General features: G+C 63.9%; 13 protein-coding genes. 7 read left to right on the top strand and 6 right to left on the bottom strand.

Going from position 1 to position 12,966, the window contains the following annotated elements; translation table 11 throughout:
* Positions 1 to 2: 2 nt before the first annotated feature.
* Positions 3 to 635 (bottom strand): O-methyltransferase, encoded by a 633-nt coding sequence (locus tag AC5RWO_RS10115; protein WP_498731247.1) that lies wholly within the window; start codon positions 633 to 635, stop codon positions 3 to 5.
* Positions 636 to 890: 255 nt separating this feature from the next.
* Here AC5RWO_RS10115 and sigE point away from each other — a divergent pair, with 255 nt between their 5' ends.
* The 3 genes from sigE to AC5RWO_RS10130 are packed head-to-tail and all read left to right on the top strand — an operon-like array spanning position 891 to position 3,047.
* A complete protein-coding gene (gene sigE, locus AC5RWO_RS10120; protein ID WP_498731248.1) occupies positions 891 to 1,508 on the top strand; it encodes an RNA polymerase sigma factor SigE in 618 nt (205 codons plus the stop codon).
* Between the two features lie 7 nt (positions 1,509 to 1,515).
* Positions 1,516 to 2,532: a zf-HC2 domain-containing protein gene (locus AC5RWO_RS10125; protein WP_498731249.1), complete on the top strand. Its 1,017-nt coding sequence runs from the start codon at positions 1,516 to 1,518 to the stop codon at positions 2,530 to 2,532.
* 50 nt (positions 2,533 to 2,582) lie between these two features.
* Positions 2,583 to 3,047, top strand: a complete 465-nt coding sequence (locus tag AC5RWO_RS10130) for a twin-arginine translocase TatA/TatE family subunit (RefSeq protein ID WP_498731250.1) — start codon at positions 2,583 to 2,585, stop codon at positions 3,045 to 3,047.
* On the opposite strand, the gene AC5RWO_RS10135 is transcribed toward AC5RWO_RS10130, so the two are convergent.
* Genes AC5RWO_RS10135 through AC5RWO_RS10145 form a run of 3 tightly spaced genes read right to left on the bottom strand, consistent with a single transcriptional unit; the run spans position 3,044 to position 6,068 of the window.
* Positions 3,044 to 4,192, bottom strand: coding sequence for an Mrp/NBP35 family ATP-binding protein (locus AC5RWO_RS10135; RefSeq protein ID WP_498731251.1), 1,149 nt, complete (start codon positions 4,190 to 4,192; stop codon positions 3,044 to 3,046). The two genes, AC5RWO_RS10130 and AC5RWO_RS10135, sit on opposite strands and share 4 nt — an antisense overlap.
* 3 nt (positions 4,193 to 4,195) lie before the next feature.
* On the bottom strand, positions 4,196 to 4,792 hold the full coding sequence (locus tag AC5RWO_RS10140; protein ID WP_139004750.1) for a DUF1003 domain-containing protein: 597 nt from the start codon (positions 4,790 to 4,792) through the stop codon (positions 4,196 to 4,198).
* Positions 4,785 to 6,068: a magnesium transporter MgtE N-terminal domain-containing protein gene (locus AC5RWO_RS10145; protein WP_498731252.1), complete on the bottom strand. Its 1,284-nt coding sequence runs from the start codon at positions 6,066 to 6,068 to the stop codon at positions 4,785 to 4,787. The genes AC5RWO_RS10140 and AC5RWO_RS10145 overlap by 8 nt, the downstream gene beginning before the upstream one ends.
* A 119-nt stretch (positions 6,069 to 6,187) precedes the next feature.
* Between AC5RWO_RS10145 and AC5RWO_RS10150 the strand changes: the two genes are divergently transcribed.
* A complete protein-coding gene (locus AC5RWO_RS10150; RefSeq protein WP_498731253.1) occupies positions 6,188 to 7,078 on the top strand; it encodes a YflT domain-containing protein in 891 nt (296 codons plus the stop codon).
* 125 nt (positions 7,079 to 7,203) lie between these two features.
* Here the strand turns inward: AC5RWO_RS10150 and AC5RWO_RS10155 are convergent, their stop codons facing one another.
* On the bottom strand, positions 7,204 to 8,661 hold the full coding sequence (locus AC5RWO_RS10155; RefSeq protein WP_498731389.1) for an aminopeptidase P family protein: 1,458 nt from the start codon (positions 8,659 to 8,661) through the stop codon (positions 7,204 to 7,206).
* Between the two features lie 196 nt (positions 8,662 to 8,857).
* On the opposite strand from AC5RWO_RS10155, the gene AC5RWO_RS10160 reads away from it, so the two are divergent.
* The 3 genes from AC5RWO_RS10160 to AC5RWO_RS10170 all read left to right on the top strand — a co-directional run bounded on the left by AC5RWO_RS10160 (position 8,858) and on the right by AC5RWO_RS10170 (position 11,943).
* Positions 8,858 to 9,739, top strand: coding sequence for a PHP domain-containing protein (locus AC5RWO_RS10160; protein WP_498731254.1), 882 nt, complete (start codon positions 8,858 to 8,860; stop codon positions 9,737 to 9,739).
* A 357-nt stretch (positions 9,740 to 10,096) separates the two neighbouring features.
* Positions 10,097 to 11,797: a sodium:solute symporter family protein gene (locus AC5RWO_RS10165; RefSeq protein WP_498731255.1), complete on the top strand. Its 1,701-nt coding sequence runs from the start codon at positions 10,097 to 10,099 to the stop codon at positions 11,795 to 11,797.
* Positions 11,798 to 11,808: 11 nt separating this feature from the next.
* Positions 11,809 to 11,943 (top strand): putative transporter small subunit, encoded by a 135-nt coding sequence (locus AC5RWO_RS10170; protein WP_498731256.1) that lies wholly within the window; start codon positions 11,809 to 11,811, stop codon positions 11,941 to 11,943.
* A 96-nt stretch (positions 11,944 to 12,039) separates the two neighbouring features.
* On the opposite strand, the gene AC5RWO_RS10175 is transcribed toward AC5RWO_RS10170, so the two are convergent.
* The gene (locus AC5RWO_RS10175; RefSeq protein WP_498731257.1) at positions 12,040 to 12,957 is read right to left on the bottom strand and encodes a DNA-methyltransferase; all 918 of its coding nucleotides are present in this window, start codon (positions 12,955 to 12,957) and stop codon (positions 12,040 to 12,042) included.
* Positions 12,958 to 12,966 lie beyond the last annotated feature (9 nt).

Genomic DNA, 12,966 nt, shown 5'->3' on the forward strand with positions numbered 1-12,966 from the left:
CCTCAGCGTTTGACGGCCAGCAACAGTCCGTCACCGGTGGGCAGGACGGTCGAGATCAGGTCCTCGTTTTCCCGGACGCTCTTGCCCACCTGCCGCAAGGTGTTGGTGGCCTCCTCCCGGATGGCAGGGTCCGAGACACGGTCCTTGTCCAGCGCGTCGTTAATGATCAGCATTCCGCCGCTCTTGAGCAGGCGCACGGCCCGCTCCACATAAAGGGGGTAGGAGGGCTTATCGGCATCCACAAAGACCAGATCGTAGGCGCCGTCGGTCAGCCGCGGCAGCACGTCGGCCGCCCGGCCGGAAATGGTCCGGGTGCGGTTGCTGGGAATTCCTGCCTCGGCGTAGGCTTCGCGTGCGGCCCTCAAATGGTCCACGTCGGAATCGATGGTCGTAAGCACGGCATTGGCGGGCAGGCCGCGCAGCAGGCAGACGCCCGAAACGCCTGCGCCCGAACCGATCTCGACCACCGTGTGTGCTTTGGAACCCGCGGCCAGAACTGTCAACGCGGCGGCAACGCCGGGACTGACCGTGGCGACGCCGAGTTCGTAGGAGCGTTCACGTGCGCGGAGCAATACCTCATCCTCGGTGGGCAGTCCCTCCGTGTAGGACCAGCTGGTTTGCTTATCGGCGCTCATGAACCATCACTTTCTCAGGAAGAATCTTCATATTCCAGCCCCAGCCTACTGCTACCGCCGCGTATCCGTGCCGCGGGAGAGCGAGACGCCCTAGTGTTGCGCCTTCGTGCAGGTGGCTAACAGAATTCTCCCAGCTTTCTGGGTGAGGATGGACATCCGTAGGTCAAATGTGTTTCACGGTTGCCGGGGGACGTACCGCAGACCCGAACGTAGCCAGGGGCTGAAGCGAACGGGCAACCGCCGAGGGGAGTAGCTATGACTAAGTTGCAGCAGGACGCCACTGAAGAGCCGGCCGCTGCCGGGGCGGAGACGCCGTGGGTTGCTCCGACCTGGGAAGAAGTAGTTACCAATCACTCGGCCAAGGTTTATCGGCTCGCCTACCGCCTTACCGGCAATAAGCACGACGCCGAAGACCTCACCCAGGAAGTCTTCGTCCGGGTGTTCCGTTCCCTCGAGAACTTCAAGCCGGGCACGCTTGACGGCTGGCTGCACAGGATTACCACCAACCTCTTTCTGGACCAGGCCCGGCGGAAGAGCCGGATCCGTTTCGACGGGCTCGCCGATGATGCCGAAGCACGTATTCCCGGCCGCGATCCGGGGCCGGAACGCAGCTTCGAATTCAACAATCTCGACGTCGATGTGCAGGCAGCGCTTGAAGATCTTCCGCCCGACTTCCGGGCGGCGGTTGTACTGTGCGACCTGGAGGGTCTTTCCTACGACGAAGTCTCCGCGGCATTGGGCGTCAAGCTCGGCACTGTCCGTTCGCGCATTCACCGCGGACGGACCATGCTGCGTGAGAAGCTGGCACACCGCGACCCGGCTGCCAAGCGGCCTTCCCGGCTAAAGCTGCCCCGCGTGGCCGGAGCACACTGAATCCACCATGCGCCACCCCGAACGTGATTTGGCGGAGTATCTGGACGGCGAACTTGCTGACGAGCGCCGGCCAGGTTTTGAACGCCACCTGCAGCGCTGTGGGCGATGCCGTGAGTCTGTTGCGGAACATCGCGTCATTCAGGAGCGCCTGCGTGCCCTCGACGTGCCGCCGCCCGGCCCAGACCTGGCCAGTAGAATCCTGAGCCGCAGTTCCCACGCCTTCGTAGCCGTCTCCACGGGTACGCCCGATGCTGCGCCAGCCTCGCCGGCGGCCGCGCTGCCGTCCGCGGAGGGTGAAGCAGCAGGGTCTCCGCGCCACCGCACTGCGCTGACGCTGTGCAGCGTTTTGACGGGCTTCGCGGCGCTGACTGCGGGGACGGCCTATGTGCTCGGCGGTGAAGACTCCCGTCCCGTTGCCAGCGGTGCCGGTTCCTCCGGCGCGGACTGGCAGGGATCGCAGGAACTGCAGTCCAATCTCGCCGGCAGCGTCCATGAACTGGACCGCGAAGGCCTCGCCGAACTCCGTGGCCACGGGTGGAATTGCCCGCAGCTTGTCGGAATGGGTTATGAGTTCGTCTCCGCGCGAAAAATCGAGATTGCCGGTGCACCGGCCGTCCGGATAGAGCTCGCGAATGAAGAGACCGGGACTGTTGTGGTTACCGAACAACGTCGCGGCACGGAGCGGATCAGGAACGAGGAGCCCGATGCCGCCCGCGCCGGGGCCGCAGTGAATGCCGTGACAGGAAACACCGTGGCAGCCGACGGGTTCCATCCTGTGGACGGTATGGACCGGGAGATGTGGGTGCACTCGGCCAATGACTGGACCGTTGTGCTGGACTCGGAGAACGTGACCTACACGGTGTGGGCGGACATCCCGCTCTCGGCGCTGCCGGAGACGGTCAACCAGATCATCGTGACGGAGAAGTCACGACTGATGCTTCCGGAAGAAGAACCCGCGGACGATCCGGTCAACCGGATCATCCGGGGGTTGGGCAAGCTGATCGAACCTGCAGGCGAGCGATGATCCCCGACCAAAGTTGGCTGTTACAGGGCCGGAACAGGTAATCTTCAAACGTGCTCGGAATTAACGGATCGGAACTGATCATTCTCGCGGTAATTGCCGTGATAGTGCTCGGTCCTGAGCGTTTGCCCGAATACGCCGCCCAGCTGGGCCGGCTTGTTAAGCAGCTGCGCAGGATGGCGGCCGGGGCCAAAGACCAGCTCCGCGAAGAAGTCGGCGACGAAATTGTTGATATGGACTGGCGCAAGCTCGATCCACGTCAGTATGACCCGCGCCGGATCATCAAGGAAGCTCTGCTTGACGACGATGAAGACGACGATTTCGGTCCGCAGCGCAGCACGGCGAAGTCAACTCCTGCCCTGGCGGCCGGAGCCGCTGGTGCGGCCGCTGCCGCAACGGCGACGAAACCGGCCGGAACTTCTACGGCAGCAGCGGGTCCAGGGGCAGGCCCCGGGACCAGACCCATTGAGCGGCTCGAGCCGGGTCAGGCTGCCCCTTTCGACGTCGAAGCCACCTAGGCCGGGCTGACCCCCAAGGGACGGCCGGCGAGACCGCGGGGGCGGGATGCCAGCTCCGCAGCGATGCTCCGCAAAGCCTTGGCTGCCGGTGAAGACCCTGCCGGGCCGCCCGCCAGAACGATGGGTTCGCCGCGGTCGCCGCCTTCCCGAAGCCGCGGATCCAAGGGGACACTGCCCAGCAGCTTAATATTTTTGTCCAGGGTGCTGCTCAACCGCTCGGCCACCACCTGCCCGCCGCCGGCGCCGAAAACTTCCACCCGGCTGCCGTCCTCCAGCTCAAGCCAGGACATGTTCTCGATGACACCCGCGATCTGCTGGCCCGTTTGCACCGCGATGGACCCGGCCCGTTCTGCGACATCGGCGGCAGCGCTTTGCGGCGTGGTGACCACCAGTATCCGGGACTCGGGCAGCAGTTGCGATACGGAGATGGCGATGTCCCCGGTGCCGGGCGGCAAGTCCAGGAACAGCGCATCAAGGTCGCCGAAGTAGACATCGGTCAGGAACTGCTCGAGTGCACGGTGGAGCATCGGTCCGCGCCACGCCACCGGCTGGTTTCCCGAGACGAACATGCCGATGGAGATGGTTTTGACGCCGTAGGCCACCGGCGGCAGGATCATTTCGTCCACGCGCGTGGGGGCACCGGTGATGCCCATCAGGCCGGGGATAGAGAAACCGTAAACGTCCGCGTCGATGATCCCTACACGCAAACCCTGGGCCGCCATGGCACACGCGAGATTCACCGTGACGCTGGATTTGCCCACGCCGCCCTTACCGCTGGCCACGGCGTAAATCCTGGTCAACGAGGACGGATCGTTGAAGGGAATGCCGCGCTCCGCGCCGGGCCCCTTGAGCCGTTCCTTCAAAGCGGTCCGCTGTTCCTGCGTCATCACATCCAGCACCACCGAAACCGCGCTGATGCCTGGTACGGCGGCCAGGGACTTCTCCACATCGCTGGTAATGGTGTCACGAAGGGGGCACCCGGCGATGGTGAGCAGCACTTCCACGGTGACAGCGCCGCCGTCGTCAATGGAAAAACCCTTCAGCATGCCCAGTTCGGTAATCGGCCGGCGCAGTTCCGGGTCGATGACTTTTTCCAGGGCCCGCTGGACGGACTGCCTGTCGGGTAGGGGATGATGCGGTGTCACGGCCTAGCTTTCGGATTGTTTCTGGGGACGCGCGGAAATGCGGGGCAAGGCAGCAGTCGCGTCCGAGACTTTCTTCTTGCCCCTGCGGACGGGACGCTCGTCGCCGTCGTCGGACTCAAGGAGTTCCTCGAGGACGCTTCGAAGTTCGCTGCGGACGAAGTCGCGGGTGGCCACTTCCTGCAGCGCGATGCGCAGCGCGGCCAGTTCACGCGTCAGGTACTCCGTATCGGAAAGGTTCCGCTCGGCGCGCTGCCGGTCCTGCTGGAGCGAGACCTTGTCCCGGTCGTCCTGACGGTTCTGGGCCAGCAGCAGCAACGGTGCCGCGTAGGACGCCTGCAAGGAAAGCATCAGCGTCAGCGCGGTGAAACCCAGTGCCGCGCTGTCGAAGCGCAGCGACGGCGGCCCCCACGTATTCCAGCCGAGCCAAATCAGGCAGAAGACCGACATCCAGACCAGGAACTGCGGGGTGCCCATGAACCGGGCGAAGTTCTCGGTGGCGCTGCCGAAGGCATCCGGGTTGGGCCGCAACCGCGGAAGCAGACGGGCGCGCGCCTCGCGGGGGATGTCCAGCGCACCGGCGGTATTCTTCTTCTCAGCCATTTCGGCCCACCTTCCGGCTCAGTGATACCTCATCATCCTGCGCCCTCCAGTCATCGGGCAGCAGATGGTCGAGCACATCATCCACCGTAACCGCACCAACGAGCCTGTCGTCCTCGTTCACCACGGCGAGCGAGTTCAGGTTGTAGGTGGCCAGCATCCGCGCCACTTCGCTGACGTCCGCCTGATCCGACACCGGGTCAAGGTCCGTATCCACAATATTGCCCAATGCCTCCGGCGGCGGATAGCGCAGCAACTGCTGGATATGCACGACGCCGAGATAGCGGCCCGTGGGTGTTTCCAGCGGCGGCCGACAGACGAAAATGGCCGACGCCAACGCGGGCGTCAGTTCCTCGCGGCGTACGTGGGCCAGGGCTTGGGCTACGGTAGCTTCCGGAGGCAGGATGACCGGAACCGGGGTCATGATGGAGCCGGCGGTGTTCTCCTCATACTCCATGAGGCGTCGGACGTCTTTGGCTTCCTCTGGCTCCATGCGCTGGAGCAGTTCTTCTTTCTGCTCTTCGGGCAGTTCCGCCAGCAGGTCTGCAGCGTCGTCGGGGTCCATTTCTTCCAGGACATCGGCGGCACGCTCAATGTCCAGCGAGGACAGGATCTGGACCTGGTCGTCATCCGGAAGCTCCTGGAGCACCGCCGCGAGCCGCTGGTCCTGCAGCTCGCTGGCTACCTCGATCCGGCGTTTACCCGTCATCTCGTGCAGGGCTTCGGCAAAGTCCGCTGCTTTGAGGTCCTCGTGGCTGGCCACGAACGCCGTTGCGGCCTGCGGCTCGTTCTGGGCGCCCTGCTGGGCCTCGTTCCAGTCAATGATGAGCGTCTCGTTGCGGCGAAGGCTGCGTAGCGGGGATGTGGAGTGGCCACGCCGGACAAACAGCTGGGAAACGTACCAGTCACCGTTCCTGGACTTTTCCATCGCGATGTCTTCGATGGTGGCGTCGCCGCTGCCATCCGCCAGAGTGACCCGGCGGTCGAACATCTCCGCGACCATCAGCATTTCCGCGCCACGCTGTTCGAACCGGCGCAGGTTGACCAATCCGGTACAGATGATCTGGCTGGCGTTGATCGAGGTAATTCTGGTCATGGGCACAAAGACGCGTTTCTTGCCGGGGACCTCGACGACAATGCCCACGACCTGGGGCGGTTTGGCCCCGCCGCGGTCAAGCGCTACGGCATCACGCAGCCGACCCAGACGGTCGCCCAAAGGGTCGAAAACGTCCAGGCCGAGCAGGCGTGCAACGAAGACTCTGGTTGGATTTGTGCTCACCCCATTAGGCTACGTGGTATGTGCCGTTCAAGCCGCACCGGGGCGCGCCAAAGGCCACAGACGTTCACCTGAAGCGATACCGGGCACACTGCCGGGACTATGTGGGGGACAATGAGGGTATGTCAATGCTTGGCCGTACCGAATCACGTGACCTGAAGCCGGGGCTTCCGCAAGGCGAGCTGCTCGGCAATTACCGGACTTATCTGGACGCGCAGAAAGTGGTGGACTACCTTGCGGACCAGGAGTTCCCCGTCCAGCACGTGACAATTGTAGGCAATGACCTCAAGTCCGTGGAACGCGTGACTGGCAGGCTGAGCTATCCGAAGGTTGCTCTTTCCGGGGCGGCAACGGGTGCATGGTTCGGTCTGTTCGTCGGGCTTCTGCTGATGCTGTTCGGCGGTGGCGGAAGCTACATGCTGGTGCTCTCTTCGATGGCCATGGGCGCCGCATTCTGGATCCTGTTCGGTGTGGTCAGCTATGCGTTTACCCGCGGCAAGCGGGACTTCACCTCGACCCAGCAGACGGTTGCAACCAGCTACGACGTCGTCGTTGCCACCGAAGTGGCGCACGAGGCCCGCCGACTGGCCTCACAGCTGCCGATGCCCGGCCATGCTTTCCACCCCGGTGCACAGGGGCCCGGCCCCGGGCAGCAACGGCAGCAACCGCAGCAATCCCAGCAGCAGCCGCCGATGCCTGACCGTCCGGCGCAGTGGGGCGATCCGTACCAGCAGCCCGGCCAGAACCAGTCCGGCCAGCCAGGCATCCCGCCGCAGCCAAACAGCCAGCCGTCGGCCGGTGCCGGTGAGGAAAACGGCGCCGAGACGACGGGTGCGCCGGTGCGTGGCCGTTTCCCGGATCTGCCGGACGGCCGTCCCCAGTACGGCGTCCGCATCTCGCCGGAGCAGGAGCAGGGCCAGCCGGATGACCGCGGTGGGCCTTCCGGCAACCCGGAAGTACAACGGAAACAGGACCAGAAACCAGAGGGTCCCTCGGAGCAGCCGCGCCAGTAAGGCCGCCGGCCTCCAGCGACATCCAAACAGTAGGGGACGGATTTATTGCGGATATCCGTCCCCTACTGTTTCTGCTGTCTGGTCCTGCAGCGCCTGGCCGGGCAGAGTCTGCCCGGCCGAGCCGGCTATTCCCCGGTGGGGCTGTAGATGCCGGCCATCCAGGACTCGACCTCGTCTGGCTTGCGTGGCAGGGCTGCGCTGAGGTTTACCGGGCCATCGGCGGTCATCAGGATGTCATCCTCGATCCGGATACCGATGCCGCGGTATTCCTCCGGAACCGCCAGGTCTTCGTTCTTGAAGTAGAGGCCCGGTTCGATGGTGAAAACCATGCCTTCAGTGAGGATGCCGTCCAGATAGAGCTCGCGCTTGGCCTGCGCACAGTCGTGGACGTCCAGCCCCAGGTGATGGCTGGTTCCGTGTGGCATCCAGCGCCGGTGATGCTGGCCGTGCTCCGACAGCGCCTCGTCCAAAGAAACGGGCAGCACACCCCACTCGTCCAGCCGCTCGGCCAGTACCGTTACGGCAGCCGTGTGCACATCACGGAACTTCGCGCCCGGCTGGGCCGCGGCGAAGCCGGCATCCGCCGCGTCCAGCACGGCCTGGTAGATCTTGCGCTGGATCTCGCTGAAGCTGCCGTTGACCGGAAGGGTCCGGGTTACGTCCGCGGTGTACAGGGAATCGGCCTCCACCCCGGCATCGAGCAGCAACAGATCGCCGGCGTTGACCCGGCCGTTGTTGCGGATCCAGTGCAGGATCGTTGCATTGTTGCCGGCTGCGGCAATCGTGTCGTAGCCGAGATCATTGCCCTCTTCACGGGCGCGGGCGAAGAACGCCCCTTCGACCACGCGCTCACCCCGGTCATGGATGATCGCGCGCGGCAGAACCTTGACCACTTCATGGAAGCCGTTGATGGTGGCGGCTACGGCCTTTTTGATTTCCGCAATTTCCCACTCGTCCTTGAGCAGGCGCAGTTCGGACAGGGCTTCGGCAAGCAAGGCGTCGAGCTTGTCGGACTCTTCCAGGTCCACCCCCGTGTTGATGCGGGAAGTGTCGACGAGCGCGTCCACGTTCATGTCCACTTCGCGCAGCAGGCGGATCCGCATGCCGCCGACACTGACCACGCCGGCGCCTTTGGTAATGGCTACCTCGAGCTCGCTCAGCTCAGCGGTGTCCAGGTCCAGCAGCTGGTTGAGCTCGGGCAGGGTGGGCCGCGGGCCGATCCAGAATTCGCCGTAGCGGGCGTTGGCATAGAACTCCGGCGTATCCCGGCCCGACAGCGGGCGGAAATAGAGCGTGGCATGGTGGTGGCCGCCGTCGTCGCCGGCGCCTTCTGCCGTCGGTTCCAGAACCAGGACGGCTTCTGGCTCATGGTCCAGTCCGAGACCGGTCAGATGGGCGAAGCCGGAATGCGGGCGGAACCGGTAGTCCGTGTCATTGGAGCGGACCTTGAGCGGACCGGCGGGGACGACCAGCCGCTCGCCTCGGAACTTCTCCGAAATGGCACGACGGCGGCGCGCGGCATGCGCTGCCACCTCGGCTTTGGCCGGGGCCTGGGCGGTACTTGGGGCCCACTTGCTGCCCATGAAGTCCTTGAAAGCATCGGATTCCGGGCGCTGCGATCGGTTGTTTCCGCGCTCTTCGAGCGGCTGCCCTTCGGAAGCCTGCAGCGGGGCGCTGTTATTGACGTCTGTACTCACCGAACCATCGTCTCACCGGCGCCAAGACCTGCCAAACGTTCCAGCACAGCATTCCGGTGCCGGTGCGCGGTAGATTGGTGGCGTGAGAATCGATCTGCACGCACACTCCACAGTCTCGGACGGCACGCAACCGCCCGCCGACGTCGTACGTTCGGCTGCCGCCGCAGGCCTGGACGTAGTCGCGCTGACCGACCACGACTCGACGTCGGGCTGGGAGCCCGCTTTCGCGGCTGCGCGTGAGTGCGGCATCGGGCTGGTACCCGGCATGGAAGTGACCTGCCACTCTGTGCAAGGGATCAGCGTCCACGTCCTGGCCTACCTGCACGACCCGGCCCACCCCGGTCTGCTGGCAGAAATCGGTAAAGCCCGCGACGCACGGCTGACCAGGGCCGAACGGATGGTCGAACTGCTGGCGGAGGACTATCCGATCACGTGGGCGGACGTTAATGCCCATACCGCTCACGGCGCGACGGTGGGGCGCCCGCATATCGCGGATGCCCTGGTGGCGGCGGGCATCGTTTCCGACCGCAGCGAGGCGTTCTCCCATATTCTGACGTCCCGGTCGCGGTATTACATCACGCACTATGCGCCGGAACCCGCGCGCGCCGTCGAACTGATTAAGCAGGCGGGCGGCGTGGCCGTCTTCGCCCATCCCGTGGCCTCCAGCCGCGGCAGGGTTGTCGGTGAGGAGGTCTTCCGGGAAATGATCGACGCAGGGCTCGACGGCGTGGAGGTTGACCACCGGGATAATCCGGAAGAAGGCAAGGCCTGGCTCCGGCGGCTGGCCGCCGAAAACGGGCTGCTGGTTACCGGATCAAGCGACTACCACGGGGCGGGAAAACCCAACCGGCTGGGGGAGAATACGACCTCCGTCCAGGTGCTCGAAAGGGTCCTCGAACTGGGCACGGGAAGTACTGCATACCTCCCGCGGCGGGACACAAAAGACGGCTATCAGGCGCAATGATGCTAAAGTATTGAAAGCACGATGCTTGCTTGTAGCAATCTTCCGATGTCTTTGAGCCGGAAAACGCACAGGTAGGAAGCATTATTAATCCCGTAGTCGGCTGAAGAACAGCCACTGCCTTTGCGGCGCGGAGGGATTCCGGCCGCATTTTTGTTTGCTGCAGCGAGTGCAGCTTGTTTGTTGGGTCCGGCGTCGCGCTGGACGGGAGTGCGCGCCTCGAATCCTTCACCGGATTCAGATGTCCGCGGCCTTTTTGACGAGGAACCGCCGGACGAAACGTGGAAATAGAGCCTTGACGGCCGGCGCGCGTTGAATCTGGCAGGTGCCCGGTGAGCCTGTCATGAGGAGAGGAAGCGAATGACGCCTGAGGCGGAGTTCTATCAACTGAGCGGCTGGACCGTAATCCTGCTGTTGGTGCTGTTTTACGGCGGCACACTCCTGATGTCCACACTCATCGGGAAAAGGAAGGAAAACGCAGACGGTTACATGACCGCAGGCAACAAAGTCGGCTTCGGAATTTCCGCGGCCAGCATGACGGCGACCTGGATCTGGGCGTCCTCCATGTACGCCTCGGCAACGTCGGGCTACACCTACGGCATTTCGGGACCGATCCACTACGGTCTTTGGGGCGCACTGATGATCCTGTTCATCTACCCCTTTGGCAAGCGCATCCGCAAAGTCGCGCCAAAAGCCCATACGCTCGCTGAGGTTATGCATGCCCGACACGGTCGTTCCAGCCAGCTCATGCTGGCCGGTTCGAACGTCGTCGGGAGCCTCATCAGCCTCACCTCGAACTTCATCGCCGGCGGTGCGCTGATTGCGCTGCTGTCACCGTTCAGCTTCTCGCAGGGCATCATCGTGATCGCCGCAGGCGTGCTGCTCTACACGCTGTGGTCCGGCTTCCGGGCTTCCGTGATGACGGACTTTGCCCAGGTCGTCGCTATGCTCGGCGCCGTCGTCGTTATTATCCCGGTGGTCTTCTTCTCCGCCGGCGGCCCCGACATGTTTACCCAGGGCGCGGCGAATCTGACGCCGCAGCAATCCAACTTCTTCTCTTCTGATGCGTTCCTGAACCAGGGTGCGCCGTACATCGCTGCTGTGCTGGCCTACGCCATTGGCAACCAGACCATTGCCCAGCGGCTCTTCGCCGTGCGTGAGGATCTGATCAAGAAGACCTTCGTCACCGCTACGATCGGCTATGGTGCCACCATCATCGGTGTCGGCATGCTCGGCGTCATGGCGCTGTACCTGGGTATTTCACCGTCCGGCGGAGACACCAACAACCTGATTCCGCAGATGGCCTCCACCTACCTGGGGCCGATCCTGCTGGGTGTCTTCCTGATTATGATCATCGGCGCGCTGTCTTCGACTGCGGATTCGGATCTGGCCGCGCTGTCCTCGATCATGATGGCGGACGTCTACGGACAGAACATCGCCAAGGGCAAAGCCAACCCGAAGACCATGCTGATGGTCGGCCGCATCTCGATGATCGTTGCCACCGCCGCTGCACTGTATTTCGCCAGCGGGCAGATGAACATCCTGGACCTGCTGGTCTTCGTCGGTGCACTCTGGGGCGCACTGGTCTTCCCTGTGATCGCCAGCTTCTACTGGAACAAGGTCACCAACAAGGCGTTCACCGTTTCGGTGCTGGCGGCACTCGCCGTCTTCATCCCGGTCCGCTTCGAGTGGTTCCCGATGGACGGCGCCACCGGCATCGTCTTCGACGTGGTCTCCGTGGTGGGTATCGGCGTTGTGCTGGGCCTGATGTCCTTTGGGTTCTTCGGACTCAAGGCGGCCAGGATCATTGGCGCCCTTGGCGCGCTGATTGCGGCGCCGTTCGCCATCGGCTTCCTGCATGATTACACGGTCCTGACCGGTTCGCTGGTGGCCTACGCCATCAGTACCGTGATCTGCTACGCCATGTCGGTGCGCAGCAAGCAGGGCTTCGATTTCGCCCTGATCAAGCAGCGGATCGGCGATTACGACACGGATTCCGAGACCGAGCCGCAGCTCGGCGCTACTGCTGCCGGCACCGCTGCGACCGGCGCAGGAAAGTAAAGGAGACACCAATGGATAGCACCATCCTTTTGACCATTTACGTACTGATGTGGCCGGTGATCGTCGGCGGAACCCTGTTTATGATCTGCAAGGGCTTCTTCCGGGACTGGGTCGAGGCCCGTAGAGAGGGCCGCACCATAATCTAAGCGACCTGCCTGTCAACAAAGGCGGCCGGACAGTTTCGAAACTGTCCGGCCGCCTTTGTTATGCCTCCAGCAGGGGGCTTAGCGGATGTTCAGGCACTACGGTGCAGGTGCAGGCGCAGGTCCGAAGCGAACCACAGAGGCCTGGGGTGAGAGGCGCTTGTCCATGATCTCGATTGCCTGCGGGTTCTGGTCCACACAGACAAAGCGCCGTCCCAGCTGTCCCGCCACGGCGCCGAGGGTGCCCGAACCGGCAAAGAAGTCCAGCACCCAGTCGTCCTTGCGGCTGCTGGCTGCCACAACGCGCCGGAGCAGGCCCTCGGGCTTCTGCGTGGGGTAGCCGGTCTTTTCCTTGCCGGTCGGGGAGACGATGGTATGCCACCAGACGTCCGTGGGAAGTTTGCCCCGGGCAGCCTTCTCCGCAGTGACCAGGCCCGGAGCCATATAAGGCTCGCGGTCCACCTCGGCATTGTCGAAGTGGTAGGTGCGGGGGTTCTTCACGTAGACCAGGATGTTGTCGTGCTTGGCCGGCCAGCGGTTCTTCGCGCGGCCGCCGTAATCGTAGGCCCAGATGATTTCGTTCAGGAAGGACTCTCGCCCGAACAGGGCATCCAGCAACACCTTGGCGTAGTGCACCTCGCGGTAGTCCAGGTGCAGATACAGCGTGCCGTCGTCGGCGAGCAGCCGCCAAGCCTCGGCCAGCCTGGGCTCGAGGAAGGACCAATAGTCGTCGAAGGCATCGTCGTAGCTGGAGAGCATGCCCTTGATGGTCTGGTAGGAGCGGCCCTGGAAGCCCACCCGATCGCCCTCGCCGTCGGCGCTGCGGACCATGGACAGCTGCTGGCGCCGCTGTGACCGGCCGGTGTTAAACGGCGGGTCGACGTAGATGAGCGTGAAGGCGCCGTCCGGCAGCGTCGGCAGGAACTCCGCGTTATCCGCGTGCACCACCAGATTGCTGCCGTCCGGCGACCACAAAGAACTGGGCCCGGGCCCGGGCCCGCAGACAGTCTCCGTCATAACTGAAGA

Source organism: Arthrobacter sp. B055-34, assembly GCF_059090425.1.